Annotated in this window: 28 protein-coding genes; 18 read left to right on the forward strand and 10 right to left on the reverse strand. The window is 73.6% G+C overall.

Annotated features, from left to right (window positions below):
* Positions 1 to 7: 7 nt before the first annotated feature.
* Positions 8 to 3,601, reverse strand: a complete 3,594-nt coding sequence (locus tag OG738_RS39825; protein ID WP_329048850.1) for an nSTAND1 domain-containing NTPase — start codon at positions 3,599 to 3,601, stop codon at positions 8 to 10.
* 171 nt (positions 3,602 to 3,772) lie between these two features.
* Between OG738_RS39825 and OG738_RS39830 the strand changes: the two genes are divergently transcribed.
* Positions 3,773 to 4,759 carry an ArsR/SmtB family transcription factor gene (locus tag OG738_RS39830; RefSeq protein ID WP_329048852.1) on the forward strand — a complete coding sequence of 329 codons (987 nt, stop codon included), beginning with the start codon at positions 3,773 to 3,775 and terminating at the stop codon, positions 4,757 to 4,759.
* Positions 4,760 to 4,816: 57 nt separating this feature from the next.
* Here the strand turns inward: OG738_RS39830 and OG738_RS39835 are convergent, their stop codons facing one another.
* The 4 genes from OG738_RS39835 to OG738_RS39850 form a co-directional block, all read right to left on the reverse strand.
* The gene (locus tag OG738_RS39835) at positions 4,817 to 5,188 is read right to left on the reverse strand and encodes an SgcJ/EcaC family oxidoreductase (RefSeq protein ID WP_329048853.1); all 372 of its coding nucleotides are present in this window, start codon (positions 5,186 to 5,188) and stop codon (positions 4,817 to 4,819) included.
* Positions 5,185 to 5,634, reverse strand: coding sequence for a cupin domain-containing protein (locus tag OG738_RS39840; RefSeq protein WP_329048854.1), 450 nt, complete (start codon positions 5,632 to 5,634; stop codon positions 5,185 to 5,187). The genes OG738_RS39835 and OG738_RS39840 overlap by 4 nt, the downstream gene beginning before the upstream one ends.
* A gap of 13 nt (positions 5,635 to 5,647) precedes the next feature.
* Positions 5,648 to 7,135, reverse strand: a complete 1,488-nt coding sequence (locus OG738_RS39845) for a flavin-containing monooxygenase (RefSeq protein ID WP_329048855.1) — start codon at positions 7,133 to 7,135, stop codon at positions 5,648 to 5,650.
* 99 nt (positions 7,136 to 7,234) lie between these two features.
* Entirely contained in the window at positions 7,235 to 8,047 is an 813-nt protein-coding gene (locus OG738_RS39850) for an IclR family transcriptional regulator (RefSeq protein ID WP_329048856.1), read from the reverse strand.
* Between the two features lie 41 nt (positions 8,048 to 8,088).
* Between OG738_RS39850 and OG738_RS39855 the strand changes: the two genes are divergently transcribed.
* The 12 genes from OG738_RS39855 to OG738_RS39910 all read left to right on the forward strand — a co-directional run bounded on the left by OG738_RS39855 (position 8,089) and on the right by OG738_RS39910 (position 18,587).
* A complete protein-coding gene (locus OG738_RS39855) occupies positions 8,089 to 8,880 on the forward strand; it encodes an SDR family oxidoreductase (protein ID WP_329048857.1) in 792 nt (263 codons plus the stop codon).
* A 13-nt stretch (positions 8,881 to 8,893) separates the two neighbouring features.
* The gene (locus OG738_RS39860) at positions 8,894 to 9,400 is read left to right on the forward strand and encodes a cupin domain-containing protein (RefSeq protein WP_329048859.1); all 507 of its coding nucleotides are present in this window, start codon (positions 8,894 to 8,896) and stop codon (positions 9,398 to 9,400) included.
* Entirely contained in the window at positions 9,397 to 10,290 is an 894-nt protein-coding gene (locus tag OG738_RS39865; RefSeq protein WP_329048861.1) for an alpha/beta fold hydrolase, read from the forward strand. The genes OG738_RS39860 and OG738_RS39865 overlap by 4 nt, the downstream gene beginning before the upstream one ends.
* Positions 10,290 to 11,219 carry a 2,3-dihydroxyphenylpropionate 1,2-dioxygenase gene (locus OG738_RS39870; protein ID WP_329048862.1) on the forward strand — a complete coding sequence of 310 codons (930 nt, stop codon included), beginning with the start codon at positions 10,290 to 10,292 and terminating at the stop codon, positions 11,217 to 11,219. The genes OG738_RS39865 and OG738_RS39870 overlap by 1 nt, the downstream gene beginning before the upstream one ends.
* Before the next feature lie 92 nt (positions 11,220 to 11,311).
* Positions 11,312 to 12,004, forward strand: a complete 693-nt coding sequence (locus tag OG738_RS39875; RefSeq protein ID WP_329056974.1) for a response regulator transcription factor — start codon at positions 11,312 to 11,314, stop codon at positions 12,002 to 12,004.
* On the forward strand, positions 12,001 to 13,380 hold the full coding sequence (locus OG738_RS39880) for a HAMP domain-containing sensor histidine kinase (RefSeq protein WP_329048863.1): 1,380 nt from the start codon (positions 12,001 to 12,003) through the stop codon (positions 13,378 to 13,380). Before OG738_RS39875 ends, OG738_RS39880 begins: the two co-directional genes overlap by 4 nt.
* A 46-nt stretch (positions 13,381 to 13,426) precedes the next feature.
* The gene (locus tag OG738_RS39885; RefSeq protein ID WP_329048864.1) at positions 13,427 to 14,806 is read left to right on the forward strand and encodes a ferredoxin reductase family protein; all 1,380 of its coding nucleotides are present in this window, start codon (positions 13,427 to 13,429) and stop codon (positions 14,804 to 14,806) included.
* A 13-nt stretch (positions 14,807 to 14,819) separates the two neighbouring features.
* Positions 14,820 to 15,275 carry an FMN-binding protein gene (locus tag OG738_RS39890; protein ID WP_329048865.1) on the forward strand — a complete coding sequence of 152 codons (456 nt, stop codon included), beginning with the start codon at positions 14,820 to 14,822 and terminating at the stop codon, positions 15,273 to 15,275.
* Positions 15,276 to 15,330: 55 nt separating this feature from the next.
* On the forward strand, positions 15,331 to 15,840 hold the full coding sequence (locus tag OG738_RS39895) for a DUF2231 domain-containing protein (protein ID WP_329048867.1): 510 nt from the start codon (positions 15,331 to 15,333) through the stop codon (positions 15,838 to 15,840).
* A 147-nt stretch (positions 15,841 to 15,987) separates the two neighbouring features.
* Positions 15,988 to 17,364, forward strand: a complete 1,377-nt coding sequence (locus tag OG738_RS39900) for a ferredoxin reductase family protein (protein WP_329048868.1) — start codon at positions 15,988 to 15,990, stop codon at positions 17,362 to 17,364.
* Between the two features lie 15 nt (positions 17,365 to 17,379).
* Positions 17,380 to 17,847, forward strand: coding sequence for an FMN-binding protein (locus tag OG738_RS39905; protein ID WP_329048870.1), 468 nt, complete (start codon positions 17,380 to 17,382; stop codon positions 17,845 to 17,847).
* A complete protein-coding gene (locus OG738_RS39910; protein WP_329048871.1) occupies positions 17,844 to 18,587 on the forward strand; it encodes an FAD:protein FMN transferase in 744 nt (247 codons plus the stop codon). The genes OG738_RS39905 and OG738_RS39910 overlap by 4 nt, the downstream gene beginning before the upstream one ends.
* 214 nt (positions 18,588 to 18,801) lie before the next feature.
* On the opposite strand, the gene OG738_RS39915 is transcribed toward OG738_RS39910, so the two are convergent.
* Positions 18,802 to 18,987: a hypothetical protein gene (locus tag OG738_RS39915; RefSeq protein ID WP_329048873.1), complete on the reverse strand. Its 186-nt coding sequence runs from the start codon at positions 18,985 to 18,987 to the stop codon at positions 18,802 to 18,804.
* Between the two features lie 704 nt (positions 18,988 to 19,691).
* Here OG738_RS39915 and OG738_RS39920 point away from each other — a divergent pair.
* From OG738_RS39920 to OG738_RS39935, 4 genes are read left to right on the forward strand one after another with little or no spacing between them, the layout of a single operon-like run.
* On the forward strand, positions 19,692 to 20,129 hold the full coding sequence (locus tag OG738_RS39920; protein WP_329048874.1) for a helix-turn-helix domain-containing protein: 438 nt from the start codon (positions 19,692 to 19,694) through the stop codon (positions 20,127 to 20,129).
* Positions 20,126 to 20,632 carry a hypothetical protein gene (locus OG738_RS39925; RefSeq protein ID WP_329048876.1) on the forward strand — a complete coding sequence of 169 codons (507 nt, stop codon included), beginning with the start codon at positions 20,126 to 20,128 and terminating at the stop codon, positions 20,630 to 20,632. The genes OG738_RS39920 and OG738_RS39925 overlap by 4 nt, the downstream gene beginning before the upstream one ends.
* Entirely contained in the window at positions 20,625 to 20,840 is a 216-nt protein-coding gene (locus OG738_RS39930) for a hypothetical protein (protein ID WP_329048877.1), read from the forward strand. The genes OG738_RS39925 and OG738_RS39930 overlap by 8 nt, the downstream gene beginning before the upstream one ends.
* Positions 20,833 to 21,876 carry an MAB_1171c family putative transporter gene (locus OG738_RS39935; protein WP_329048879.1) on the forward strand — a complete coding sequence of 348 codons (1,044 nt, stop codon included), beginning with the start codon at positions 20,833 to 20,835 and terminating at the stop codon, positions 21,874 to 21,876. The genes OG738_RS39930 and OG738_RS39935 overlap by 8 nt, the downstream gene beginning before the upstream one ends.
* On the opposite strand, the gene OG738_RS39940 is transcribed toward OG738_RS39935, so the two are convergent.
* The 4 genes from OG738_RS39940 to OG738_RS39955 all read right to left on the reverse strand — a co-directional run bounded on the left by OG738_RS39940 (position 21,877) and on the right by OG738_RS39955 (position 25,787).
* The gene (locus tag OG738_RS39940) at positions 21,877 to 22,833 is read right to left on the reverse strand and encodes a VOC family protein (RefSeq protein WP_329048881.1); all 957 of its coding nucleotides are present in this window, start codon (positions 22,831 to 22,833) and stop codon (positions 21,877 to 21,879) included.
* Between the two features lie 10 nt (positions 22,834 to 22,843).
* Positions 22,844 to 23,893, reverse strand: a complete 1,050-nt coding sequence (locus OG738_RS39945) for a 4-oxalomesaconate tautomerase (RefSeq protein ID WP_329048883.1) — start codon at positions 23,891 to 23,893, stop codon at positions 22,844 to 22,846.
* Positions 23,890 to 24,594: a 4-carboxy-4-hydroxy-2-oxoadipate aldolase/oxaloacetate decarboxylase gene (locus tag OG738_RS39950; protein ID WP_329048885.1), complete on the reverse strand. Its 705-nt coding sequence runs from the start codon at positions 24,592 to 24,594 to the stop codon at positions 23,890 to 23,892. Before OG738_RS39950 ends, OG738_RS39945 begins: the two co-directional genes overlap by 4 nt.
* A 518-nt stretch (positions 24,595 to 25,112) precedes the next feature.
* Positions 25,113 to 25,787, reverse strand: a complete 675-nt coding sequence (locus OG738_RS39955; RefSeq protein WP_329048886.1) for a GntR family transcriptional regulator — start codon at positions 25,785 to 25,787, stop codon at positions 25,113 to 25,115.
* A gap of 54 nt (positions 25,788 to 25,841) precedes the next feature.
* Here OG738_RS39955 and OG738_RS39960 point away from each other — a divergent pair, with 54 nt between their 5' ends.
* Positions 25,842 to 26,663, forward strand: coding sequence for an NAD(P)-dependent oxidoreductase (locus OG738_RS39960; RefSeq protein WP_329048888.1), 822 nt, complete (start codon positions 25,842 to 25,844; stop codon positions 26,661 to 26,663).
* The last annotated feature ends 55 nt before the right edge of the window (positions 26,664 to 26,718 follow it).

Below are 26,718 nucleotides of genomic sequence, written 5' to 3' on the forward strand. Positions count from 1 at the left end.
GCGCGCGTCACGGGCACAGGTTCTCCTGGGGCCGGTCGGGAACGTAACGCGCCCATTCCGCGGGAGAAAGCGGTTGCCCAGCGAGCGAGCAGATCCGCGCGGCGACGTCGTCGGCGTCCGTGCTCCACAGCCGCGCGGTGTGGTCGTCGCCCGTGGTGGCGATCTGCCTTCCGTCGGGGCTGAACGCCACCGCGTTGACCGGTCCGGTGTGGCCCGTGAGCTCGGCCAGCTGCTGCGGCTTCGCCCGGTCGGTGACGTCCCAGACCCGGGCGGTGGCGTCGTCGTCGGCGGTGGCGAGCAGGTGCCCGTCCGGGCTGAAGGTCACCATCGTCACCGGCGCCGACGGTCCGGTCAGCTCGGCGAGCTGCACCGGGTGCGCCGGGTCGCGCACGTCGAGCAGGTGCACGGTGTGGTCCTCGGACGCGGTGGCGAGGGTCGTCCCATCCGGGGCGAACGCGACGGCCGTGACGCCGTTGCTGTGGTCGGCCAGCCGCGCCAGGAACCGCGGTGCCCGCGGATTCGACACGTCCCAGATCCGGCTCGAGTAGTCGTCGCTCCCGGTCGCGAGCAGCCGTCCGTCGGGGCTGAACGCCAGGCCGTTGACGGCGTTGGTGTGCCCGGTGACCGCGGGCAGCGGCTCCGGGCGCGCCGGGTCGGTGGTGTCCCAGAGGGTGACGTCGTGGTCGGTGCCGACGAGGGCGAGCAGGCCGCCGTCGGACCGGAACACCGCGTTGTAGACGGTCGAGACCGCCCCGAGCGAAGCGAGCACGCGCGGGTGCGCCGGATCCGCGACGTCCCACAGGCGGGTGACGCGGTCGTCGCCGGCGACCGCCAGGATCGGCAGGCGCGGGTGGTAGGCCACGATCCGGACCAGCCCGGGGCCGCCGTCGAGCACGCCGATCTCGCGCCGGTCGGCGAGCGCGTGCAGGTGGACCCGGCCGTCGTCGGCCCCGATCGCGAGCTGCGGGCGGTGCGGGTCGTAGGCCACGTTCGTGGTGCCGTCGCGGTCGGCGAACGACGGCGGCGGGAGGTGCCACAGCCACAGCTCGCCCAGGTCGTTGCCGGTGGCCAGGACCGTGCCGTCGGAGCTGAACACCGCGCTGCGGGCGGGGGCGGGCTGGGACACCGACGTAACCGCGCCGGCGTCCGCGGTGTTCCACAGCCGGACCGTCTGGTCGTCGCTCGCGGTGGCGACCGTGCGCCCGTCGGGGGCGAAGGCGAGCCCGCGGATGGCGTTGGTGTCCCCGGTGAGCTCGCGCAGCAGCGTCGGGTGCGCGCGGTCGGCGATGCTCCACAGTGCGACGATCCGGTCGTCGCTGCCGACCGCGGCCGTGGTCCCGTCGGCGCTGATCGCCACGGTCCGCACGGTCGCGGTGTGCGTCGCGAAGACCGCGAGCGGTGCCGCGGCGCCCGTGACGTCCCACAGGCGGCCGGTCGTGTCGTCCCCGCCCGACAGCAGCACCGGTGCCGTGGGCGAGAAGGCCAGGCTGCGCACGGTCTTCTGGTGCGCGGCGAAGGTCTGCCGGTGCACCGGCCGGGCCGGGTCGGTGACGTCCCAGAGCTCGACGCCGCCGTCGTCGCGGCCGATCGCCAGCAGGGTCCCGGCCGCGTCGAAGGCCAGCGCGCTCGCCTGCCCGGTGCCGGGCACCGTGCCGAGCAGCGCCGGCCGGTCGATCGACGACGTCGACCACAGCCGGGTGGCCTGGTCCTCGTCCGCGGTGGCCAGCAGCGCGCGGCGAGGCGCGACCGCCAGGCCGGTGACGGACTCGGCGCCGGCCCGCAGCACCGCGTGCGGGACCGGGGCGCCGGTGGCGGCCAGCGTGAAGAAGCGGGTCGTGCCGTCGAGCCCGGCGGTGACCAGGGTGCGGCCGTCGCCGAGGAAGGCGAGGTCGGTGATGCTGCCGGGGTGGGCCTTGAACCGGGTGACCGCGGGGGTGCCCGACGCGCCGATCAGGCTGCCGCGCGCCTGCGGCGTGTCCGCGGCCCGGTAGGCGGCCAGGCCCAGCTGGGTGGCGACGCCGGGGTCGGTGAGCAGGAGCTGGTCCGCCTCGGTCGCCAGCTCGCGGGAGACCGCCTGGTCGCGTTCGCGGCCGGCGGCCTGGCTCTGCACGACGGCGATCGACGCGGCCACGGCGACCAGGACGGTCAGCACGGCCAAGCCGGTGACCAGCAGCCGCAGCCGCCGGGTGTGCCGCCGCTCGCGCAGCGCGGTCGCCTCCGCGGCCGCCCGGCTCGCCGCGAGGAAGTCCCGTTCGACGGCGCTGAGCTGGTCGTCGTGGTCGGCGGCCCAGTCGGCCGCCACCGCCAGCCGCGAGCCCGTGACGAGCAGGGCCGGGTCGTGGTCTTCGCCGTCCCAGGTCTCCGCGGCCTCGGTGAGCCGGTGGTGCACGCGCAGGCTCTCGCGGTCCGCGTCGATCCAGCCGCGCAGCCGCGGCCACGCGTGCAGGAGCGCTTCGTGGGTGATGCTGGCGGTCTCGGCGTCGACGGTCAGCAGGCGCGCGGTCGTGAGGTCCTGCAACGCGGTCGCGGCCTGCGCGGGCAGCTGCCGCAGCAGCGCGCCGCGGTGCACCGGCCGCCGGGTGTCCTCTTCGTGCTCGCCCACGCGGACCAGCCGCAGCAGCAGCCGGCGGGCGGCGTCCTGCTCGTCGGCGTCCAGCGAGGCGAACGCCTCTTCGGCGGTCGAGGAGACCGCGCCGTCGATGCCGCCCGCGCGGCGGTAGCCGGCCACGGTCAGCGTCGAGTCCTCGCGTTCCTGCCAGGTGGCCAGGAGCGCGTGCGAAAGGAGGGGCAGCGTGCCCGCCGCAGTGGGGCCGACGTCGGCCAGCAGCAGCTCGACGAGCCCGGGCTCGAGCGTCAGCCCGGCCGCGTCCGCCGGGCCGGTGATGGCGGCGCGCAGCTGCGCCGGGCTCATCGGGCCGACGGTGACCTGGCCGGCCCGCGACGCCTCGAGCAGCTCCGGGTAGGCCAGGCACCGGCCGTAGAAGTCGGCGCGCAGGCTCAGCACGACCAGCCCGGCGCGGGCCCGGGCGGCGAGCGCGGCGACGAACGCCCGCCGGTCCGCCTCGGCTTCGCAGAGGGTGAACAGCTCTTCGAACTGGTCGACGAACAGCACGCCGCCGGTGCTGCCCGGCCCCGCGGCCGGTGCCGCCGTGGGCGTCCTGGTCTCGACCACCCGGCCGCTCCGGGCGAGCACCGGCAGCAGCCCGGCACGCACGAGGGAGGACTTCCCGACGCCGGACGGGCCGACGACGAGCAGCAGCCGTCCGGCCGCTTCGGCGGTCGCGGCCGCTTCCACCAGTTCCGTGGTCGCCTCGCCGCGGCCGAAGAACCAGGCTTCGTCGGCGGCGCCGAACGGTTCGAGCCCGCGGTAGGGGCACACCGGCCGCCGCTCGGCCTCGACCAGCTCGATGAGCGCGCCACCGGTCCCGAGCACCTCGTCGAGGCGCCGGGCGAGGTCCGCCGAAGCCGGCTTGGCCCCGGTCTCCAGCTTGCTCAGGTAGCCCTTGCTGTAGTGCGTCCGCTCGGACAGCCCCGCGAGGGAGATGCCCTGCTCGGTCCGGACGTGACGCAGGCGCGCCCCGAACAGCGACGGCGCTTCCATCGCTTTTCTCCTGCTCAGCTTCGGTTTCCCGCCATCTCGGGCGAAGAGGCAACGCTGCGGCTCTTCACATCCGGGTGCGGCGCCGCTCATGATCGAGCCGGCCGCCGCACAGGCTATCCGACCGCGCCGGCCCGCCGCCGCGTCCACGTCCCGAGCTTCCGGAAAGGTGCCATGCTGCGCATCCGCTTCTCCACCGCGGACCTCACCCGCGTGACCCTGGCGCCCCGGCCGGACCAGTTGTGGGAGGTGCTGCTGAGCCTGCACGCGCTGCAGGCCCCGCGGCCCGAACCGCACCTGGCCCGCTGGCGGGCCGACGTCGCGACCGGCCCGAAGGTGCGGGCGCTGGCCCGGCTGGCGCCGCCACGCGGCTACTCCCCCGACTTCCTCACCCCCGGCGACGCCGAAGGAGGCCTGGCGAGCGGGCTCGACGCCGTCCGCCGCACGCCGTCCCGGCGCCTGAGCGCCGAGCTCTGCCTGCTGGGCGGCGGGCAGACGCCGCCGGCCTGGGCCCGCCGGCTGGCCGCCGGCGACCGCCACGAGCTGGTGGAGCTGACGGCCGGCCTCGGCGCCTACCACCGGCAGGCGCTGGTCCCGCACTGGGAGCGGATCGAGAAGGTCGTCGACGACGAGGTCGTGGCCCGGACCCGGGTGCTCGCGACGCGCGGCACCGACGAGTTCCTCGGCTCGCTGCACCCGGCCCTGACCTGGCGCAACCCGGTCCTGGAACTGGCCGGCGACCACGTGACCGGCGAGCTCGACCTGGCCGGGCGCGGGCTGCGGCTGGTGCCCGCCTACTTCTGCCGCCAGGCGCCGACGCTGCTGGCCGACCCGGGCCTGCCGCCGGTCCTGATCTACCCGGCGGATCCCGAGCGGCGCCGGCCCCCGGCGAGCGCCGCGCCGGCGGACCCGGCCGCCGTGGCCGCGCTGGCGGACCTGCTCGGCGGCACGCGCGCGACCGCCCTGCGCGCGATCGGCGACGGCTGCACGACCACCGAGCTCAGCCGGCGGCTCGGCCTGAGCGCCTCGGCGGCCAGCTACCACGCGACGATCCTCCGGTCGTCCGGGCTGATCACCACCGAGCGCGTCGGCCCGGCCGTCACCCACCAGCTCACCGTGCTCGGCTCGGACCTGCTGTCCCAGGGACGAGCCCGCCGGTGACTGGGTCGCTTCGCCGGCGTCACGCGTGTCGTGGGGGTACGCGTGACGCCGGTGAAGTCACCCTGCCGGGGCGAAGGCCGGCGTGATGTCCATGTGGACGCGGTAGTCGGCGACGCGGTCTCCCGCGAGCCGGATGACCGTCACGCACGGCAGGGCCAGCGGAGTGCCGTCCGGGGCCGCCGTCTCGATGGTGAAGCGGCAGAACAGCTGGTCCTCGCCGACCACCGCGACCTGGTCGACGACGTGGCGGACCCACGGCAGCGCGCCCGCCGCGCCGGCCGTCGCCGCGGTGATCGCGGCGCGCCCGGTCAGCGGCTCGCCGTTGCCGAAGGCGTACGTGGCGTCGTCGGCGAACCACGCCGCGAACGCCTCGGCGTCCCCCGCGTCGACGGCCGCGCACATCGCGCGGACCAGCCGCTCGTGGTTCACTTCCGCAGCTCCAGGCCGTAGCGCGTCATCACTTCGGCGACCAGCTTCAGGTCGCGCCCGGGCGGCAGCCGGGACAGCTCCCGGTAGTAGTTCTCCAGGCCCGGCGGCGAAACCACGGCGATGATCCGGGTTTCCGCGTCGAACGGGTTGCGGAACACGTGCGGCACCCCGCGCGGCATGAGCAGCGAATCGCCCTGGCCGAGGACGTGGCGGACACCGTCCAGTTCGACTTCGACCTGCCCCTGCACGCAGGTGAACAGCTCGTCCTCACGCGTGTGGACGTGGGTCGGCGGGCCGCCGAGGCCGGGCGGCACGACGTACTCGAACAGGGAGTACGCGCCGTTCGTGTCGGCGCCGGTCAGCCGGGCGTGGATGCCCAGCCCGATCGCGCCGAGGTTGGTGCCGTCGCCGGGGCGGCTGACGTGGTGGCCGGTCGCGGTGCTCATCGGAACTCCTCTGCTACAGCGGGGCTTTCGCGGGTTCGGGGGTGTCCTTCAGCCGGGTCAGGACGGCGGGCGTCAGCGACCGGTAGGCGGCCGGCGCGACCGGGTTCAGCCAGTGCGTGAAGCGGGTGAAGCGGCCGAGCTGGGCGCCGAGGTCGCCGAGCACCTCGTCGACGTTGTGGATGGAGAACGGGATGATCTTGGTGCCGCGGCAGTGGTGCGCGCCGGTCGCGACGTCCAGGAAAGCCAGCTGGGCGACGACGTCCGCGCGCCGGGCCGCCTCGTCGGGCAGCGTGAGCGCGCCCGCGAGGTCGGCCGCGATCCACAGCGCCGCCATCTCGGCGTTCAGCGGGCTGAAGAACGACGAGTTGTAGCCGTTGAAGTACAGGCCCGGCGCGGCCAGGGGCTGGATTTGCCGGTACAGCAGGAAGTTCCCGCGTTCGTCGAAGAGCCGCTCCTGGACGGCGGCGGGCAGGAACGGGACGCCCTGGGTGAACCCGGTCGCGCAGACGACCAGGTCGGCGGGCAGCACCGTGCCGTCGGCCAGCTCGGCCTTCGGCCCGCCGTCGGCGGACAGCCGGGTGATCACCTGGTCGCGGTGGACCCGGATCGAGCCGTCGGCCACGCCTTCGAAGAACCCTTCGGTGGCCAGGCCGATCGCGTTCTTGACGATGTCCTCCATCCGCCCGCGCGGCACCAGGTCGTGCCTGGCGAGCCCGAACTGCCGCACCGACACCGAACCGATCGAGTTGAGCATCGCCCGCCGCAGCCGGTTTCCGGGGCCGTGCAGGAACTTCTCGAAGCCGCGCAGCCACCGGTAGCGGAACAGCGCCTCGCCCAGCCGGGTCAGCAGCAGCATCTTGAAGTTGAGCACGCCGGCGATCTTGCGCGGCACCTTCCACAGCAGCTGGCGGGCGATGACGTCGGTCGTCCCGGCGACGCCGCTGAGGGCGACGGTCACGTCGCAGGCGGACTTGCCGTAGCCGACGACGAGCACGTGCTTGCCCCGCGCCTCCGAGACGTCGTGGAAGTCCGAACCCGCGAGCAGCCGCCCGCCCGCCGCCTCGAACTCCGCGCGGCCCGGGTAGTCCGGCAGCGCGGGCTCGCAGAACACGCCGTTGGCGACGACGACGCGGTCGACCACCGAGGCCCCGTGCGCCCCGGTGGTCACCACCCACCGCGCGCCGTCGGGGACCACCGACTCGACGGTCGTCCCGAGCCGCAGGTGCGGCGTGACGCCGAACTCGTCGGCGTAGGCCGCGAGGTACTCCTGGACCTGTGCGCCGGTCGGCCACTCCGGGAAGTCCTCCGGCATCGGGAAGTCCGAAAAGGAGTACTGGGCCTTGGGGCTCTGCGTGGTCAGTCCCGGGTAGCGCCGGGTTCGGCTCCACACCCCGCCGACGTCCGGCGCCTTGTCGAAGACCTCGACGTCGTGCCCGGCCTGCACCAGCACCTTGGCCGTGGTCAGCCCGGCGAGCCCGGCCCCGATGATCGCGACGCGCATGCCTGATCCTCCTCGTCGAGGCATCCGTGCCGGGTGCCCGGCTCGGCGTGCGCCACAGCGTGGATCAGGCGCGGGTCCCCGGCCAACCGGGAGTCCTGGTCACTGGGACGGCAGCTCCGGGCGGGGCACCGCCCACCGCCGGGCGGAGTAGGCGCGGCTCGCCGCCGCGGCCGCCATCCGCACCGCCGGCCCGATCCGATCGGGCTGCACCGCGGCGCTCGGCCCGGTGACCGACAGCGCGGCGGTCACGCCGCCGGTGAAGTCGAAGATCGGGGCCGCGACGCAGCTGATGCCGACGTTGCCCTCCTCGCGGTCGAAGGCCCAGCCCTGCTCGTGGACGACGGCGAGCTCGCGCTCGAGTGCGTCGGCGCCAGTGATGGTGCGCGGGGTCCGCCGGGTGAGGCCCGCCGCGACCACCGCCGCGACGACGTCGGCGCCGGACCAGGCCAGGATCGCGCGGCCGAGCCCGGAGCAGTGCGCCGGGATGAACCCGCCGACCTGGTCGAGCATCGGCAGCTGCCGGTGCCCGCTGATCTTCTCGACGACCAGCACCCGGGTGCCTTCGAGCACGCCGAGCTGCACGGTCGTCTTGGCCGCCGCGTAGAGGTCCTGCAGGTAGGGCAGGACGGCCTCGCGCAGCTCGTGGCGCACCGGCACCAGGCCGGACAGCTCGAACAGGCGGGTGCCGATCCGGTACTTCTCGCCGGGCTTGTCCAGCCAGCCGAGCTCGATCATCCGGGCCGCGGTGCGGTGCACGGTCGAGCGCGGCAGGCCCGAGCGCTCGACGAGCCGCGACAAGGTCAGCTCGCGGTGGTTCGCGTCGAAGGCGTCCAGCAGCGCGGCGGCGCGTTCGAGCGCGCCGGACGCGACGGAGTCTCCGGAGTCTCCGGAGTCCCGGGCAGTGGGACTCATCCTTGGTCGCCGGGGGTCATGGCCCGAATGTAGGTCAGATCATGGAGACCAACCAGTCCTTCGCGAAACGCCGTCGCGTCGCGCTCGTCGGCGGCGGGGCCGGCGGCATCGGCTCGGCCTGCGCGGCCGCGCTGCTGGCGACCGGGCACCACGTGGTGCTCGCCGGCCGCACCGAGGCGACCCTGGCCGAAACGGCGTCGACGCTCGGCCCGGGCGTCGACTACCTCGTGTGCGATCTCGCCGACCCGGCCGCCGCGGCGGACGCCGTGGCCCGGGTGCACGAGCGCCGAGGCTCGCTCGACGTCCTCGTGGCCAACGCGGGCGGACCGGCACCCGGCCGCGTGTTCGACGTCCCCGGCGAGCAGTGGCACCACGACCTCGACCTGCTGGTCCTCGGCCCGCTGGCCCTGCTGCGCGCGGCGCTGCCCGTGATGGCCGAGCGCGGGTTCGGCCGGGTCGTCGTGATCAGCTCGACGGCCGTCCGGCAGCCGCAACCCGAGCTCGCCGCCTCCACCGTGCTGCGCTCGGCGACGACGTCGGCGGCGAAGCTGGCCGCGCTCGAGTACGCCGACCACGGCGTCACGGTCAACTGCGTCGCGGTCGGCGCGACGCTCACCGCGCGGCGCCTGGAGATCGTGCGCAGCCGGGCCGGGGCGGCGGGCATCGACGTCGCGACCGCGATGGCCGAGGACCTCGCCGCCATCCCGGCCGGTCGGGCCGCCGCGCCCCGGGAGGTCGCGGCCGCGGTGGCGTTCCTGGCCTCGCCCGAAGCAGGCTATGTCAACGGATCCGTGCTGACTGTCGACGGCGGCCGCACGGAAAGCCCCGCCTGAGCGGAAGGTGCGCATGACCACGTCCGGACCCGGCTTCGCCATGACCGACTTCCTCGCGAGCATCAGCCACGCCGTCCGCCCCGACGGGCGGCGGCCGCTCGTGGTGCACGACGGCGACCTCGAAGAGATCCCGCCGGGCGCCGTCCCGAACCCGACGTCGCTGCGGATCGCCGGCACGCTGCCGACCGCGACGTTCGAGCTCTTCCGGCAGGTCATCCCGCCCGGCGAGAGCTCGGACCTGCAGCGCCACCACCACGAGACCGTCCACTTCGTCCTGACCGGCGACGGCCACAGCGAGATCGAGGACGAGACCGTGAGCTGGACGACCGGCTCGTTCGTCTACACCCCGCCGTGGACCTGGCACCGCCACCACAACGACTCGGCCGGGCGTCCGGTCGAGTTCCTGACCATCGAGAACTCGCGGCTGCTCGGCCTCTTCGGGCTCAACTGCCGTCAGAGCGCGGGACCGGCGACCCTCGCCGAGGCCCGCGGCCGCTTCGACCACCGGGAGGACCAGTGACCGAGCCGATCCCCGACCACGTGAGCATCTGGGGCGAGCTGAGCCGGCTCGAGCACACGCTGCGCTACGTCGACGTGCCGCTGGACGGGCGTCCCGTGCGGACGCGGGTCCTGCAGGCGGGCACCGGGCCCGACCTGGTGCTGCTGCACGGGACCGGCGGGCACCTCGAGGCCTACGCCCGCGACCTGGCCGGCCTCGCGGCCGACTTCCGCGTCACGGCCTACGACATGGTCGGCCACGGCTGGTCGGACCTGCCCGACCGGCCCTACACGATCGACGTCCTGTCCGCGCACCTGGTGTCCCTTTTGGACGCTCTCGGCATCGGGCGCGCCCACCTGTCCGGCGAGTCGCTCGGCGGCTGGGTGGTCGCCTGGACCGCCGCGCACCACCCGGACCGCGTGGACCGGTTGGTGCTCAACACGCCCGGCAACATCGCGAACAAGCCCGAGGTGATGGCGCGGATGCGGGACAGCACGATGGCCGCGGTGCTCGACCCGAGCGACGAGACCGTGCGCCGTCGCGTCGAGTTCCTGTTCCACCACAAGGAGATGGTGACCGACGAGCTGGTCAACCTGCGTCGCCGGGTCTACTCGCGACCTGGGTTCGTCCGGGCGATCGGCAACACGCTCGTGCTGCAGGATCCCGAGGTGCGCAAGGACTTCGCGTGGGATCCGGCGTGGGTTTCCCGCGTCAAGGCGCCGACCTTGCTGCTGTGGACCAGCCACGACCCCACCGGCGGGCTCGACGAAGCGGACCTGCTGCTCGGCTGGCTGCCCGACGCGCTGCTGCACGTCATCGACGACGCCGGGCACTGGCCGCAGTGGGAGAAGGTCTCCGAGTTCCTCGACGTCCACCGCACCTGGCTGCTGACCGGGAAGGACCCGTCCTGATGGCCGTGATCGCCGGGTTCGCCGGCATGTCCCACAGCCCGTTCGCGACGCTGCTGCCCCCGCCGCCCGAGGGCGGCCCGGGCGCGCGGTTCCTCGCCGACGCTTCGCGGGCCCGCCGCGCGGTGGAGGCCCTCGCCCCGGACGCGATCGTCGTCATCGGCCCCGACCACTTCCACGGCAACTTCTACGACGTGATGCCGCCGTTCGTGCTGGGCGTCGAGCACGCGGTGGGGTTCGGCGACTTCGGCAGCACGGAAGGCCCGCTGCCGGTCGACGGCTCACTGGCGTGGTCCGTCCACACCGGACTGACCGAGGCGGGGTTCGACGTGTCGCTGTCGTATTCGCTGACCGTCGACCACGGGATCGTCCAGACCTACGAGATGCTCACCGGCGGCACGACGCTGCCGATGGTGCCGGTGGTCGTCAACACGGCCGCGCCGCCACTGCCCACCTTGCGGCGATGTGTCGCGGTGGGACAGGCGTTGAGGACGGCGCTGCGGTCGGCGGACTTCCCCGGCCGGGTGCTGGTGGCGGCGAGCGGCGGGCTGTCGCACTGGCTGCCGTCGAACGACCCCCGCGAAGTGGCGGGCGAACGCCGCGAGTCCCTGATCCACGGCCGCGCGGACGTCCGCGCGTTCGCGGCGGCCCGCGAACCCCGCGTCCGCGCCATGGGCGGCGACCCGGGCGCGCGGGTGAACACGGAGTGGGACCGGTGGTTCCTCGACCGCCTGACCGCCGACGACGCGGAATCGGTGGCCGGCCTCGGCCACGAGAAGCTGGAAGCCCTGGCCGGCAGCGGCGGCCACGAGGTGCGCTGCTGGCTGATCGGCCAGGTCGCGGCGGGGCGGCCGCTGAGGTGGACGAGCTACGAGCCGGTCCCCGAGTGGATCACCGGCATGGGCATCGGCACCACGTTCCCGGTGCCCTGACCCCCGGCGGCGTGCCCGCGGGCCGGCATCGGCCACGCCCTCCCCACCGCTCCCACCCCGGCGACGTGCCCGCGAGGCCGCCGCGGGGCATCATGGCGGCCATGCCGCACCGTGTCCTGCTCGCCGACGACGACCGTGCCATCCGCGAGTCGCTCGTCCGGGCCCTCGACCTCGAGGGCTACCGGGTCACCGAGGTGACCGACGGTGTCAGCGCGCTGGCCACCGCCCGCCGCGACGGCTTCGACGTGCTGATCCTCGACGTCATGATGCCCGGCGTCGACGGCCTCGGCGTGTGCCGCGTGCTCCGCGCCGAAGGCGACCAGACGCCGATCCTCATGCTCACCGCACGGGTCGAAACCCCCGATCGGGTGGCCGGGCTGGACGCCGGGGCCGACGACTACCTGCCCAAGCCGTTCGAGCTGGACGAGCTCCTCGCCCGGCTGCGCGCCCTGCTGCGCCGCACGTCGGCGGAACCCGATGCGCGCCGGACGCTCCGGCTGGGCGAGCTCGCCGTCGACCCGGCGGCGCGGCGGGTGTGGTGGCAGGGCACCGAGATCACGCTGTCCAAGACCGAGTTCGACCTGCTGGAACTGCTCGTGCGCAACGCCGGGATCGTGCTCGACCGCAGCACGATCTACCAGCGCATCTGGGGCTACGAGTTCGGCGCGGACTCCAAGAACCTGGCCGTCTACATCGGCTACCTGCGGCGCAAGCTCGACCAGGCCGGCGCCACCGAGCTGATCCACACCGTCCGCGGCATCGGCTACTCGGTGCGGCCGGCGTGAACCTGCGCAGCAAGCTCGCGATCGCGTTCGCCGGGGTCGGCGCGGCGGCGGCGATCCTCGTCGGGGTGCTCAGCTACCAGGCCGCCTCCCAGCGGATCGACGCCGAGCTCGACCGGTCGCTGCTCACGACATCGGCGGAGGTCGCGGCCGGGGCGACGCAGGTCCTGGCGCCGAGCCCGGTCACCCGCGGGCCCGATGACGACGACCACGACGAAGCCCAGCCGATGGTGGCCCAGGCGATCGCCCCGGACGGCACCGTCCGCCCGCTCGGCGGCCGCCCGGTGCGCCTCGACGTCGACGACGCCGACCGGGCGCTGGCCGCGACCGGCTCCCTCGGCGACCACCGCTACTGGGACTTCACCGCCGGCCGCGACGACTACCGGGCGATCACCGTGGCGCTCGGGCCCGGCCGCGGCGCCGTCGAGCTCGCCATCGACGTCGACGAGTCCCGGAACGTGCTGAGCGAGCTGGCCACCCGCATCACCGGCGTCAGCGCCCTGGTCCTGTTCGTCGCGGCCCTGGCCGGCTGGCTGCTGGCCCGCCAGATCACCCGGCGGCTGGTCCGGCTGACCCGGGTGACCGAGCAGGTCAGCGACGGCCGCCTCGACGACCTGGCCGTGCCGACCGGCGGCCGCGACGAGGTCGGGCGGCTCGCGACGTCGTTCGACCGGATGCTCGGCCGGCTCGCCGACGCCCGGGCCGACCAGGAACGCCTGGTCCAGGACGCCGCGCACGAGCTGCGGACGCCGCTGACCAGCCTGCGCACCAACGCCACCGTCCTGCGCCGGTTCGCCGAGCTGAGCCCCGAGTCGCGCGCCCGCCTGCTCGACGACGTCGACGGGGAGAGCCGCGAGCTGACCCACCTCGTCGACGAGCTGGTCGAGCTGGCCACCCGCCGCTACGAGGCCGAGGAGGCGGCGCCGGTCGGGCTGGGCGAGCTCGTGGAGCGCGCGGCCGACCGCGTCCGGCGCCGGTCGGGGCGCGCCGTCACCGTCACCGCCGACGCGTCCGCGGTGACCGGTCAGGCGAAGGCGCTGGAGCGCGCGGTGGCGAACCTGCTGGAGAACGCCGTGAAGTTCGCGCCCGAGGGCCCGATCGAAGCCGACGTCCACGACGGACGGGTGCAGGTGCTCGACCGCGGCCCGGGCATCGGGGCCGACGAAGCGCCCCGGGTGTTCGACCGCTTCCACCGCGCGGACGGCGCCCGCGGCCTGCCCGGTTCCGGCCTCGGGCTGGCCATCGTGCGGGACATCGCCCTGGCCCACGGCGGCAGCGTGTTCGCCGAGCCGCGGCCGGGTGGCGGCGCGGTGGTCGGGTTCACCGTCGGTGCCGATCTTCTCTTACCGAACTCTCACCCTGGTCACGTCGACGGCTAACCGGGCTCCGGGAGGGTGGATTTCGTAACGATCCCCGAGGAGCCCGATGTCCACCCTGCTCGCCCGCCGCGTGGCCCCGCCCGCGGTCCGCGCGTGGTGGCGCGACGCCGCCGGCTTGACGGCGTGGCTGAGCGTGCTGTTCGTGGTCGCGCTCTGGGTGTCCGGGCGCGGCCTGCAGGACCTCGGCACCGACTTCTTCACCTCGGCCGGACGGCTGACCGGGCTGCTGTCGGCGGACCTGCTGCTGCTCCAGGTGCTGCTGATGGCGCGCATCCCGTGGGTGGAACGCAGCTACGGCCAGGACGAGCTGGTCCGCCGGCACCGGCTGACCGGGTTCACCTCGATCACGCTGCTGGCCGCCCACCTGGTGTTCATCACGCTCGGCTACGCGGCGACCGACCGGTCCGGCGTCCTCGGTGAGGCGTGGGACCTGGTCACGACGTACCCGGGCATGCTGCTGGCGACGGCCGGGACCGCCGCGCTCGGCATGGTCGCCGCGACGTCGGTGCGCGCGGCCCGGCGGCGGCTGCGCTACGAGTCCTGGCACCTGCTGCACCTCTACGCCTACCTCGGCGCCGGCTTGGCCCTGCCGCACCAGCTGTGGACCGGCGCCGACTTCACCGCTTCCCCGGTCGCGACCGCGTTCTGGTGGACGGCCTACGCGTCGGCGGCGGGCGCCGTGCTCGTGTTCCGCGTCGGGCTGCCGGTGTGGCTCAACGCCCGGCACCGGCTGGTCGTGGAGCAGGTCGTGCCCGAGGGCCGCGGCGTGGTCTCGGTGTACCTGCGCGGGCGCGACCTCGACCGGCTTCCCGTGACGGCGGGCCAGTTCTTCGTCTGGCGGTTCGCGGCCGGCCCGGGCTGGACGCGGGGCAAGCCGTTTTCCCTCTCGGCCGCGCCGGACGGGTACCGGCTGCGGATCACGGCGAAGGACCTCGGGCCGGGCAGCCGCCGCCTCGCCACCCTGCGGCCCGGCACCCCCGCGCTGTTCGAAGGCCCGTACGGCCGCCTCACCGGTACTGTCCGAAAAGGACGGAAGATCGCGCTGTTCGCCTCCGGGATCGGCATCACGCCGCTGCGCGCCCTGCTGGACGAACTCCCCTACCGCCCCGGGGAAGCCGTGCTGTTCCAGCGCGCCGGCCGGGCAGCGGACCTGCTGTTCCGCCGGGAAATCGAAGATCTCGCCGCCCGGCGCGGGATCCGGATCCACCCGCTGCTCGGACGGCGTTCGCGCGACCGCGCGTCGTGGCTGCCCGCCGGGTACGCGACGGTGCCCGACGAGCAGGTGCTGCGCCACCTCGTGCCCGGCATCGCCGAACACGACGTCTACGTATGCGGGCCCGACGCCTGGACCCACGCGGTGGTCGAGAGCGCGCGCCGCGCCGGCGTCCCCGCCGACCGCGTCCACTCCGAACGGTTCGGCTGGTAGGAAAGGAACTCCGATGCGCAGGATCGCCATCGCCTTCGCGGCGACGGTCTCGGTCGTCGTGCTGCTGTTCAGCTACCGCACCAGCACCGACGCGAACCCGGTCGCCGCCGGCCGCCCGCTCGGGCGCACCCAGCCGTCCCACACCGCGGCGCCGCCGACGGCTTCCGGCACGGCGGGTGCCGGCACGGCGGGTGCCGGGACCTTCACCGGAGACGCCGCCGACACCCGCTACGGGCCGGTCCAGGTGCAGATCACCGTCAGCGGCGGCAAGATCACCGACGCGCAGGCCGTCCAGTACCCCCAGGAAAGCGGCCGTGACGTCCGGATCAACTCCTCGGCCGTGCCGGAGCTGAACCAGGAGGCACTGCAGGCGCAGAGCGCGCAGATCGACACCGTCAGCGGCGCCACCTACACCTCCGAGGGCTACCAGCAGTCGCTGCAGTCGGCACTCGACCAGGCCGGCCGGTGACGCCGACCACCTGCCATCCCCGCATCCCGTCCCGTCACTATCCACAAAGGACACCATGACCACGCTCAACGGCCTGCCCGCCCACGTGCTGCTCGTGCACGCGATCGTCGTCCTGCTGCCGTTGTCCGCGCTGCTGCTGGTGCTCAGCGCGCTGTGGCCCGCCGCGCGCAGCAAGCTCGCCGGCCCCAACGCGATCCTGTCCGTCGTCGTCGTGATCCTGGTCCCGATCACCACGGACGCCGGCGAATGGCTGGAGCGCCGGGTCGCTTCGACCCCGCTCGTGCGGACGCACACCGAACTCGGCGACACCGCGCTGTGGGTCGCGATCCCGGTGGCGGTGCTCGCCCTGCTCGTGTGGTGGCGCGGGCGCGAAACCCGCGGGTCCCAGGGCCGCACGTTCCTCGGCCCGGCTTCGAAGGCCGTCACGGTGGTGCTCTCGGTGCTGTCGATCGCGGCCGCGGGCGCGGCGGTCTGGGACATCTACCGCATCGGCGACTCCGGTGCCCAGGCCAGCTGGCAGGGTCAGTTCAGCTCGACCCCGGCACCGCGTGGCCCGGGTCACTGAGCGCACGAGGAAACCCTTGATCGTCCACAACGGACGGTCAAGGGTGCACGGCACGACGGCCCGGTGCGTCCGGAACCGACGGCGTATCATAGACGCCTCACAGGAACCGCCCAACCGGAGTACAGGTTCATGCCGGACAAAGGAGGCATGACCTCCGTTCACCCGGCCCCCGTCCGGCCGCTCGCGCCCCCGGCTCCCGCCGCGGCGCCCGCACCGGCGAGGGCGCACCCCGGCGCCGTCCTGGCCGTGATCGCGGCGGGCGCGCTCGCCGCGATCGGCCTGTGGTGGGCCGACACGCCGTCGGTGCACGGCTTCGGCGACTGGCTGACCAACGCCGGGCGGATCACCGGTCTCCTGGCCGGCTACGGCTTCGTCGTGCTGGTCGCGCTGATGGCGCGGATTCCGCCGCTGGAACGCGGCGTCGGCGCGGACAAGCTGGCCCGCTGGCACGCGATGGGCGGGCGGTACGTCGTCTCGCTGGTCGTCGCGCACGGGCTGCTGATCATCTGGGGCTACGCGGTTTCCGCGCACACCGGGGTCCTCGGCCAGACCGCGACGCTGCTGCTGAGCTACCCGGACGTGCTCGCCGCGACCGTCGCCGGACTGCTGCTGGTCGGCGTCGGGATCAGCTCCGCCCGCGCCGCCCGCCGCCGGCTGCGCTACGAAACCTGGTACTTCCTGCACTTCTACACCTACCTCGCGATGGCGCTGGCGTTCAGCCACCAGTTCGCGACCGGCGCGGAGTTCATGGCGAACCTCAGCGCCCGGATCGCCTGGTCGACGCTGTACGCCGTGGTCGGCGCGGCGATCCTGTGGTACCGGTTCGTCACCCCGGTGCGGCAGGCGCTGCGGCACCGGCTGCGCGTCGAATCCGTCCGGCCCGAAGCCGCCGGCGTCGTGAGCGTCGTCGTCACCGGCCGGCACCTGGACGAGCTGCGGGCCGAGGCCGGGCAGTTCTTCCGGTGGCGCTTCCTGACCCGGGACCTGTGGTGGGTGTCGGCGCCGTACTCCCTGTCGGCGCCCCCGCGGCCGGACCGGATGCGGTTCACGGTCAAGGCCCTGGGCGACCACAGCGCCGCCCTCGCCGCCCTGACGCCGGGCACCCGCGTGGTCACCGAAGGTCCGTACGGGGCCATGACGCCGTCCGCCCGGCGCCACCGGAAGGTCCTGCTCGTCGCCGGCGGCGTCGGGATCACCCCGGTCCGGGCGCTGCTGGAGGCCCTGCCGGCCGCGCCCGGCGACCTCACCCTCGTCTACCGCGCCAGCCGCGAAGCCGACGTCGTGTTCCGCGAGGAGCTCGAACGGCTCGCCGCCGCCCGCGGCGCCCGGCTGTGGATCCTGACCGGCACCCGCGCCGAGCACGGCGGCGACCCGCTGACCCTGCTCCGGCGGCACGTGCCGGACGTCGCCCGGCACGACGTCTACGTCTGCGGGCCGCCCGGCATGACCGACGCCGTGCACGCCGAGCTGCGTGCCGCGCGGGTCCCCCGCCGTCAGATCCACCACGAGAGCTTCGAGTTCTGAGAAGGGCCTCCCCCCATGAAACGGGTCATCTTCGCCTTCGCCGGCACGGTCACCGGGCTGGTGCTGCTGCTGTCGTTCAAGACCCAGCCCACGACGACGACGGCCGCGGTCAGCCCGCCGGCCGCCGTCAGCGGCAGCGGCGGCACCACCGCCACGCCGACGGCCGGGAGCGGCACGTCGTCCAGCACCTCGCCGGGCACCTCGTCGGGCACCGTGGACGGCGACGCCGCGGACACGCGGTTCGGGCCGGTCCAGGTCCGCATCACCGTCGCGAACGGGAAGCTCACGTCGGTCACCGCCCTCGAGTACCCGACCGAGAACCCGCGGGACCAGGAGATCAACTCCTACGCCATCCCGCAGCTCAACCAGGAGGCCGCGCAGGCGGGCAGCGCCCACATCGACGTGGTCTCCGGTGCCACCTACACCTCCGACGGCTACGTCAAGTCGCTGCAGAGCGCCCTCGACAAGGCCGGCCTGTCGTGACCGAGCCGGCTCGGACCGTGCACGTCGAGCACTGCATGGGCACGGTGTTCAGCATCGACGTCCGCGACCCCGGCGACTGGGCCGGACCGATCGAGGAGGTCGTCGCCTGGCTGCACCGCGTCGACGCGCTGTTCAGCACCTACCGGCCGGACAGCGACATCAGCCGGATCGGCCGCGGCGAGCTCACGATCCCCGGCGCCGACCCGCTCGTCGCGGAGGTGTTCGGCCTCTGCGCGCAGTTCGAAGCCGAGACCGGCGGGTACTTCACGGCCCGCTGGCGCGGCACGCCCGACCCGACCGGCCTGGTGAAGGGCTGGGCGATCGAGCGCGCGAGCACGCTGCTGCGCGAGCACGGCAGCCACCACCACGCGATCAACGGCGGCGGCGACGTCCGGCTGGCCGGCGAGGCCGCACCCGGCAGGCCGTGGCGGATCGGCATCAGCGACCCGGCCGACCGCGGCCGGGTCCTCACGGTCGTCACCGGCCGCGACCTCGCGGTCGCGACGTCCGGCACCGCCGAACGCGGCACGCACATCGTCGACCCGCTCACCGCGACCCCGGCGGTCGACCTACTGTCCGTCACGGTCACCGGCCCGTCCCTCATCCGCGCCGACGCCTACGCCACGGCCGCCGTCGCGATGGGACAGCGCGCCTTCGACTGGGCCCGGGAGCTGCGGGACCACGACGTCTTCGTGGTGGACGCAGCGGGTGAGCGGTGGATCACGCCGCAGTCCGGATGACGGGTACGCGTGGTTTCCCCGGTCGACGCGTGACGCCGCTGCTGTCGGGACGAGTGGCGTACGACCCCGGCCCGCTCGAGCCGCCCGAGGAGGGCGAAGCCCTCGTGTGCTGCGCCGGCCCCGTCGTCCTGGGCTGAAAGTCCCCTCCGGGCTGTAGTCGGCCGAAGGGATGCGGTACGCGAGGCACCAGCAGGCGCGCTCGTTCCCACTGGGGTTAGCCAGGCGATTTGTCGACTCCGGTCACAGTCGGCCATGGCCCGGCGGCCGCCTTCGCGGCAGCGCCGGTCAGCCCGGGCACGGTGCCCGCGGCCGGTCCGGCGACGGCCGGGGCGGCGGCGGTCGCGGCCATGGCGGTCGTGGCCGCGAAAGCACAGCAGAGGACGGCAAGCAGTTTCCGCATCGGCGCATCTCCTCGTCCTTGGCGGACGGGTGAGCGCCCGCGGGACCCGGATGCTAGGCACCGATTTCCCTTGCCGGACACCGACTTTCGGCGGGGTGGCGAGGATCGCGGCCGGTCGGGGCGGCGATGCGATTCGCGGCGTGGCCGCGTTATGCCGCCGTCCGGCGCAAGCGGCTCGCCGCGGCGGCCTTTCCCTTGGCGACCGCGTCTTCGAGCGCCTGTCGGCCCGCGGTATCCGGCTATCGGTCGGACCCGGCGCAGGCGGCGTCCGCCGGCCCTCGATGCCGGACGGGCACGATGCGGGTCAGCGCCACGGGCACCGGTGGCCCGGAGGCGGCCAGCACCGTGGTGTAGACCGTTATACGGGTCACCTGGACGAGTGAGACCGGCGCGCAGGTGGATGCCGAGACCGCGGCGAGCGCCACGCCGGGATAGCCCTGGTCAGTTCAGGTTCGCTGCCCCGCAGGGCAGCCGGCGCCTCCGATGCAGTGGGCGTAGAGCAGTCCGGCGGCGCCCACCACGGCCAGCCGTCCCGGGATCGTCCTCGTGCGCTTGCGGAAAATGTGCACCGCCCCCTCGCCCATTCACATCAGTTGGTGAACTCGGCGGCGATCGTAAGCTGACGTGACCGGCCGGGTCAACTGAGGTGGACCGGTAGCCCCGAACCGGTCTCACCACAGTTGGCGGCGCGGTAGACTCGGGACATGCCGGAGGAGATCGCCGCGGGGACTCTCGCCGCGAAGCTGAACCACCTGTTCGGCGTCGTGCGGCCCGCCGACGGCGACGAGTACACCTTCGACGAGGTCGCCGAGGCGATCCGGGCCCAGGGTGGTCCCACCATCTCCGCCACCTACCTGTGGCAGCTGCGCAAGGGCCTGCGCGACAACCCGACCAAGCGGCACCTCGAAGCACTCGCGGGGTTCTTCGGCGTGCCACCGGCGTATTTCTTCGACGACGCCGAAGCCGAGCGCATCGACGCCGAGCTGACGCTGCTCAGCGCGTTCCGCGACGCACCGGTCCGTCAGATCGCCCTTCGCGCGCGCGGGTTGTCGCCGAAGAGCCTCGAAGCGATCAGCGACATGGTGGACCGGGTCCGCGAGCTCGAGGGCCTGCCCGAACCGGCGGGCGACGCCGAACGATGAGCTCGCGCGGGCGACGGCAGCTGCGTCACCGGTTCACCGCGGTGCTGCGGGACCTGCGCCTGCCGGCGTCGTTCGACGTGCCGACGCTGTGCGCGGCCCTCGGCGAGCGCCGCGGCCGCCCGATCCGGCTGCTGCCGCTGCCGGGGCTGTCGGAGGTGTGCGGCCTCTGGATCGCGACCGAGACGACCGACCTGATCGCCTACGAGCGCCACACGAGCGCGCCGCACCAGGACCACATCGTATTGCACGAGATCGGCCACCTGCTGTGCGACCACTACCCGGCAACGCTCACCCCGGCCGAGCAGCTGCGGCTGCTGCTGCCGAGCCTGGACCCGGAGATGGTCCGCCGGGTCCTGGGCCGCGCGGGGTATTCGAGCGTCGAGGAGCGGGAGGCGGAGTTCTTCGCGTCGATGCTGGGCCAGCACACAGGATCGGCACACCGCGGCGATTCGGTCGCGGACCGCCTGCGCTCAGCCCTCGACGACGGAATCGATCGTGGGTGAGAGGAAAAGCCGCACGGCGGCGACCTCGGCCGAGCCCGACCTGCGTGCCCTCATCGCGCCCGCGATCGAGGGCGGGGCCATTCCCGGCAGCGCCCCCGCCCCGCGCGAGCCCATCCACCGCCCCGTCCCCACCCTGCCCGCAACCCCGGACGAGCCCGTCCCCGACACCATCCCCACCCGGCCACCGCTCGGCGCCCCCCGTGGGTGAGGCCGTCCGCCGCTACGGCCCCGCCGCGCTGGCGTGGGTCCTGCTCCTGGTCCTCCGGCCCGGTCCGGCGCGCGGGCGGCGGCTCGTGCGGTTCTGCGTGCTGGGCCTCGCCGTCTCGCAGACCGCGCTCACTCCGGCCTTCCGCGGCCTCACCCGCACCCTCGGCATCCCCGACGTCGAACTGCTCGTCGCCCACCTCGCCATGGTCGGCGCGGTCTGGGCCGGGGCCCAGCTCCTGCTGCGCCTGCACGGGCTCACGGCCCGCGCCCGCAAGCACACGGCGTGGGCCGTCCTCGGCGGCGCCGCGATGGTCGTGACCTTCACCCTCGCCCCCGACGTGATGCCGCAGACGCCGTTCGTCATGGAGTACTGCATCGCCTACGCGGTCGCGCTCCTGCCCGAGTTCGCGGTCATCGGGCGGCTGTGCCTGCAGGACGCGCGCAAGGCGCCGGACCGGATCCTGCGCGCCGGTCTCGGCCTGATCGTCGCCGGAGTCGTCGCCGCGGCCGCCTACATGGTGGTCCGGACCGTCGTCGCGATGACCGCGCGCCTTCCCTTCGACTTCGACTACGGCCGGGGTTTCCTGCTGAGCAAGGCACTTCCCACGTCGGCGCACCTGCTCGTGCTCGTCGGGGTCGGCGTGCCCGCGGCGGCCGGCTGGCTGCACCGCTACCGCCAGTACCGCCGCCTCGGCCCGCTCTGGCTGGCCCTCTACCGGGCCGAGCCCGCGATCGCGCTGGAAGCGCCGCGCACCACCGACTTCCCCACCCGGCTGCGGCTCTACCGCCGGGTCATCGAGATCCGCGACGGCCTGCTCGTCATCCGCCCGTACCGCGGCGGGTCGAGCACCGGGGAACAGCAGGAGGCCGCCGAGATCCTGGCCGCCCTGCGCGCCCGGGAAGCCGGCCTGCCCCCGCGGTCCCCCGACACGACCGTCCAAGGTGGACAGGACTTCGGCAGCGACACCGAGTACCTCTGCCGCGTCGCCGACGCCTTCCGGGAGCTCAGCCGCCGGGCGCCGGCCGACGTGTCCTGATCACTCCACCGGCGGCGTGCCGTGCGTGTGGAACGACTCGATCGTCTTGAGGCCCCACGCCTGCCCCTTGGCCCGCTCGGCCTCGGTCCACGTGACCGGTTCCCAGTCCGGCGCGAAGATCAGCCTGCCGGTCGGGTTGCACAGCTCGATCCGGTTGCCGCCGGGCTCGTACAAGTACAGGAAGAACGTCTGCTGGATCGCGTGCTTGTGCGGCCCGGTCTCGATGTGGACGTCGTTGTCGAGCGCGATGTCGGCCGCGCGCAGGATGTCTTCGCGCGTGTCGGTGGCAAACGCGATGTGGTGCAGGCGCCCGCCGGCCTTCGTCCAGTCGTTCGTGTACACGATGTCGTACGACTTCTGCCCGAAGTGCGTCCACTGCCCCGAAATCACGCCGCTGTCGAGCTGGATCTGCTCGGTGACCCGGCCGCCGAGCGCGTCGCAGATGAACCGGCCGTTGACCTCGGCCTCCCGCGCCAGGTAGTTGACGTGGTCGAGGCGCCGGACGCCGACCCCGCGCCCCGGGTAGGCCTGCGCCTGGTTCTTCAGCGCCGGCCGCAGGTGCTCGGGCGGCCGGTAGCGCTCGGTTTCCCAGTAGACCTCGAGTTCGTGGCCGTCCGGGTCGCGGAACAGGTACGTGGGACCGATTCCCGTGTCGCCGTCGACCCAGCCGACGCCGAGTCCGCGCTCCTCGAGGGCGACCACGCGCCGCTTCAGGGCCTCTTCGCTGGACGCGCGCACCGCCGTCCGCCCGACGCCGGACGTCTTCGCCGCGGTCAGCTTCAGGCTGTGGTGCTCGTAGTCGTCCCAGGTGCGCAGGTAGACGGAGTCGCCGGCGGTGCCGTTCTCGGTCAGCCCGAGCACGCGGACGAAGAAGTCGAGGCTCTTCTCCGGCTCGGGCGTGAACAGCTCGACGTGGCCGAGGTGCGCGATTTCGTGGCGGGGTGAGGGCTGGGGCATCGTGGTCTCCTCAGGGGCGGGGGAAGACGGTGCCGTCGAACAGCTTCCGCGCGGTGCGGAGCACCGTCGACCGGCGGACGCGGGACCCGTCGAACTCGATCGCGACCGCGAGCTTGCCGCTCGGGTGCTCGATTTCGACGGGCGCACCTCCGGCCGGGGCTTCGAGCAGCTCGCTCCCGACGGCGCCGTCGAGCAGCAACGCCGTGACGACGCTGACGCCGCCGAGCACGCCGATCGACGGGTGCGGCTTGACCGGGATGAAGGTCCGGGTGCAGATGGCGCCGCCGTCGCGGGGCGCGGCGACGAGCGTGGTCTTGGGCACCGAACTGCCGCTGACGTCGCCGAGCCCCATCAGCTTCCCGGCTTCGACGCGCAGCGCGTCGATCCGCTCGGCGAGGCCGGTGTCGGCCAGCTCGTCCGGGTCTTCGTAGCCGGTGACGCCCAGGTCCTCGGCCCGCGCCACGACGACCGGCATACCATTGTCCACACAGGACACCGCGATGCCGCCGACGTCGTCGCGGACGTTGCCGGTGGGCAGCAGGCTGCCGCAGGCGGACCCTTCGGTCTCGGTGAAGTCGAGCTCGACCGGAGCGGCGGTGCCGGGCACGCCGGAGATGGCCGTGTCGCCGCGGTAGTCGACTTCGCCGCCGGGGGTGGCGAACGTCGAGACGGCGACGGTGCCGGTGTTGACCAGCCGCACGCGCACGGTGGTGCGCTCGGGCCCGGCGGGCACGAGCCCGCGTTCGACGGCGAACTGCCCGACGCCGGCCAGGAGGTTGCCGCAGGTCTGCCGATCGGAGACGGTCGCCTTCTCGACGCCGAGCTGCAGGAACAGGTAGTCGACGTCGTGGTCCTGTCCGTCCGCTTCGGACACGACGGCGACCTTGCTGGTGACGGGCTGGGCTCCGCCGACGCCGTCGATCTGGCGCGGGTCGGGGGTGCCCATGATCCGCAGCAGCAGGTCGTCGCGGGTCGCGGGATCGGCGGGGAGGTCCTCGGCGAGGAAGTAGGCGCCCTTCGAGGTGCCCCCGCGCATGAGCATGCAGCGCACGCCGGTCATGCCTGCTCCTTCTCGTACTCCTCGGCGGTCAGGTAGCGGACGCCGAGGGCGTCGAGCTTCTCGCGCAGCCCGTAGCGGTCAAGGCCGAGGTGTCCTTGCGCGAACGCTTCCCTTGCGGCGGCTTCTTTTTCGAGCCGGGCCTGCGAGGCGTCGAGTCCGGTTTGGACGTCTTCGCGGCGGACGCACATGACGCCGTCGTCGTCGGCGAGGACGGCGTCACCGGGGCGGACCAGCTGCCCGCCGATGACGACGGGAACGTTGACGGCCCCGGCGGTGGCCTTGACGGTGCCTTGCGCGCTGACGGCGGCCGACCAGACGGGGAAGCCGAGCGCGCGCAGGTCGGTGACGTCGCGGACGCCGGTGGTGGTGACGAGGCCCCGCACGCCGCGGTAGCGCAGCGCGGTGGCGAACAGCTCGCCGAAGAGCCCGTCACGGCAGGGAGAAGTGGTGGTGACGACGAGGACATCGCCGTCCCGGCACTGCTCGACGGCGGCGTGGATCATGAGGTTGTCCCCGGGCCAGCAGAGCGCGGTGACGGCGGTCCCGCCCATGCGCGCGCCGTCTTGGATCGGCCGGAGGTCCGGGCCGAGGAGCCCGGAGCGCCCGAGCGCCTCGTGAACGGTGGCAACGCCGTAGTCGGCCAGTCGCGCAACCTGCTCGAGGTCGGCACGCGGCGGATCGGTGACGATGACGGGCTTCATACAGGCTACGGTACGGTTCGGTAGACGAAATTGTCAACAATTTTGGCGGACAAGTGGGCGCGCGGGTTGGCGACGAGCGGAGGCAAGCCCCAGCGGTCGGCGATGGCGGGCTTCGGCGCTGCTTCACGCGGCAACTCCCGCCAGGCAGACCGAGACTTCACGCGGCAACTCCAGCCAGGCAGACCGAGACTTCACGCGGCAACTCCAGCCAGGCAGACCGAGACTTCACGCGGCAACTCCAGCCAGGCAGACCGAGACTTCACGCGGCAACTCCAGCCAGGCAGACCGAGACTTCACGCGGCAACTCCAGCCAGGCAGACCGAGACTTCACGCGGCAACTCCAGCCAGGCAGACCGAGGCTTCACGCGGCGACTTCCGACGGGCAGCCCCGGCGCGGCGACTTTCGGCCGGGCAGCCCCGGCGCGGCGACTTTCGGCCGGGCGGTCCTGCGCAACGGCAATTCGGGCGAGCGCCTCGCGATCACCCCCAGCCGCGACACCTCTCCCGGCGCTCCCCGATCACGGGTGCAGCGGCGAGACCTCCGCGTCGGTTGCCTTGAGGGCCTCGATCACGCTGCCCAGATGGTCCCGCGCCGCCTGGGCTGCTCGGTCCGGGTGGTGGGCGCAGATCGCGTCGATGATCGCCAGGTGCTCCGGCAGGGACACCTGCGGGCGGCCCGGGCGCATCGCCAGGCGGAACTGGTGGCGCACGCTCTGCCCGCGCAGCCGCTCCAACACCTGCGCCGCCGTGCGCTGGCCGCTGATTTCGCGGATCCGGCGGTGCAAACGCTGGTTGAGGCTCGAATAGCCGACCACGTCCCCGCCCGCCACCGCCTGGTGCATCAGCTCGCCCAGCTCCTTCAGCTCGCCGATCTCCGCGTCGGAAACGCGCTCCGCCGCCTTCGCCGCGCACAGCGACTCCAGCATCATGCGGACCTCGGAAATCTCGACGGCCTCCTCCAGCGACACCGCGCGCACCCGGGCGCCCCGGTTCTGCACGCGCTCGACGAGCCCCTCGTTCGTCAGCTCGATCAGCGCCGCCCGCACCGTGGCGCGGCTCGCGGCGAACTGGCCGGAGAGGTCCGCCTCCACCAGCCTCTGGTTGGGCACGAACTCGCCGCGGACGATCGCGTCGCGGATGGCCGCCACCACGGAACGCTCCCCCGGCCGCCCGGCCGCAGCACTCTGCGTCATACCCCGACCCCGTCTGTTGAGATTACTTTTGTTGACAATTTTGTCGCGCACATCGTGTACTCGATCGTAGCTGGTAAGGAGGATTCTGCTATGTCCGGAACCATCGCGATACTCGGGCTCGGCGAGGCAGGCAGCGCGCTCGCCCGGGATCTGGCCGCCGCCGGAGCCGTCGTACGGGGCTACGACCCGGCCGTTTCGGCCGGCGAAGGCATCGTCGCAACCGGCTCCGAAGCCGAAGCGGCCGAGGGCGCCGACCTGGTGCTCAGCGTGAACAGCGCGGCCGCGGCCGTCGACGCGCTCGAAGCCGGCTTGAGCGGTCTCGGGACCGGCGCCGCCTGGGCCGACCTGAACACCGCCTCCCCCGGCACCAAGCGCAGGCTGGCCGCCATCGCCGCCGAGCACGACGTGCCGTTCGCCGACATCGCGATCATGGCGCCGGTCCCCGGCCGCGGCCTGCGGGTCCCGATGCTCGCTGCCGGTGTCGCCGCCGAAATTGTCGCCAATACCTTGAACACGTTCGGCGCCGCGGTCGAAGTCATGGCCGGCGAAGCCGGGCTCGCCGCCGAGCGCAAGCTGCTGCGCAGCGTGTTCTTCAAGGGCATGTCGGCCGCCGTGGTCGAGGCGCTGGAAGCCGCGCGCGCCGCAGGCTGCGAGGACTGGCTGCGCAAGATCATCGTCGACGAACTCACCGCGGCAAACGCTTCCACCGTGGACCGGCTCGTCGACGGCTCGGTCAAGCACGCCGTCCGCCGGACGTCCGAAATGGCGGCGGCCGCGGAGATGCTCGGCGAGCTGGGCGTGCGCGCGGACGTCGCGTCCGCCGCTCGTGACCAGCTTGCGCACATCGCTGATACACAGGATTGTCAACAATCTTGACGCAACTCTTGTGTTCAATATCTCAGCCGATGTAGCTTCGGACTCCTTCGCTGCC

This window comes from Amycolatopsis sp. NBC_01488, assembly GCF_036227105.1.
In the GTDB taxonomy this organism is placed as follows: domain Bacteria; phylum Actinomycetota; class Actinomycetes; order Mycobacteriales; family Pseudonocardiaceae; genus Amycolatopsis.

Excerpts from the sequence above, each read along its gene's own strand:
- OG738_RS39825 (WP_329048850.1), bottom strand. The coding sequence starts at position 3,601 with ATGGAAGCGCCGTCGCTGTTCGGGGCGCGCCTGCGTCACGTCCGGACC.
- OG738_RS39830 (WP_329048852.1), top strand. The coding sequence starts at position 3,773 with ATGCTGCGCATCCGCTTCTCCACCGCGGACCTCACCCGCGTGACCCTG.
- OG738_RS39840 (WP_329048854.1), bottom strand. The coding sequence starts at position 5,634 with ATGAGCACCGCGACCGGCCACCACGTCAGCCGCCCCGGCGACGGCACC.
- OG738_RS39845 (WP_329048855.1), bottom strand. The coding sequence starts at position 7,135 with ATGCGCGTCGCGATCATCGGGGCCGGGCTCGCCGGGCTGACCACGGCC.
- OG738_RS39850 (WP_329048856.1), bottom strand. The coding sequence starts at position 8,047 with ATGAGTCCCACTGCCCGGGACTCCGGAGACTCCGGAGACTCCGTCGCG.
- OG738_RS39855 (WP_329048857.1), top strand. The coding sequence starts at position 8,089 with ATGGAGACCAACCAGTCCTTCGCGAAACGCCGTCGCGTCGCGCTCGTC.
- OG738_RS39860 (WP_329048859.1), top strand. The coding sequence starts at position 8,894 with ATGACCACGTCCGGACCCGGCTTCGCCATGACCGACTTCCTCGCGAGC.
- OG738_RS39870 (WP_329048862.1), top strand. The coding sequence starts at position 10,290 with ATGGCCGTGATCGCCGGGTTCGCCGGCATGTCCCACAGCCCGTTCGCG.
- OG738_RS39875 (WP_329056974.1), top strand. The coding sequence starts at position 11,312 with ATGGCGGCCATGCCGCACCGTGTCCTGCTCGCCGACGACGACCGTGCC.
- OG738_RS39885 (WP_329048864.1), top strand. The coding sequence starts at position 13,427 with ATGTCCACCCTGCTCGCCCGCCGCGTGGCCCCGCCCGCGGTCCGCGCG.
- OG738_RS39890 (WP_329048865.1), top strand. The coding sequence starts at position 14,820 with ATGCGCAGGATCGCCATCGCCTTCGCGGCGACGGTCTCGGTCGTCGTG.
- OG738_RS39895 (WP_329048867.1), top strand. The coding sequence starts at position 15,331 with ATGACCACGCTCAACGGCCTGCCCGCCCACGTGCTGCTCGTGCACGCG.
- OG738_RS39900 (WP_329048868.1), top strand. The coding sequence starts at position 15,988 with ATGACCTCCGTTCACCCGGCCCCCGTCCGGCCGCTCGCGCCCCCGGCT.
- OG738_RS39905 (WP_329048870.1), top strand. The coding sequence starts at position 17,380 with ATGAAACGGGTCATCTTCGCCTTCGCCGGCACGGTCACCGGGCTGGTG.
- OG738_RS39915 (WP_329048873.1), bottom strand. The coding sequence starts at position 18,987 with ATGCGGAAACTGCTTGCCGTCCTCTGCTGTGCTTTCGCGGCCACGACC.
- OG738_RS39920 (WP_329048874.1), top strand. The coding sequence starts at position 19,692 with ATGCCGGAGGAGATCGCCGCGGGGACTCTCGCCGCGAAGCTGAACCAC.
- OG738_RS39925 (WP_329048876.1), top strand. The coding sequence starts at position 20,126 with ATGAGCTCGCGCGGGCGACGGCAGCTGCGTCACCGGTTCACCGCGGTG.
- OG738_RS39940 (WP_329048881.1), bottom strand. The coding sequence starts at position 22,833 with ATGCCCCAGCCCTCACCCCGCCACGAAATCGCGCACCTCGGCCACGTC.
- OG738_RS39945 (WP_329048883.1), bottom strand. The coding sequence starts at position 23,893 with ATGACCGGCGTGCGCTGCATGCTCATGCGCGGGGGCACCTCGAAGGGC.
- OG738_RS39950 (WP_329048885.1), bottom strand. The coding sequence starts at position 24,594 with ATGAAGCCCGTCATCGTCACCGATCCGCCGCGTGCCGACCTCGAGCAG.
- OG738_RS39955 (WP_329048886.1), bottom strand. The coding sequence starts at position 25,787 with ATGACGCAGAGTGCTGCGGCCGGGCGGCCGGGGGAGCGTTCCGTGGTG.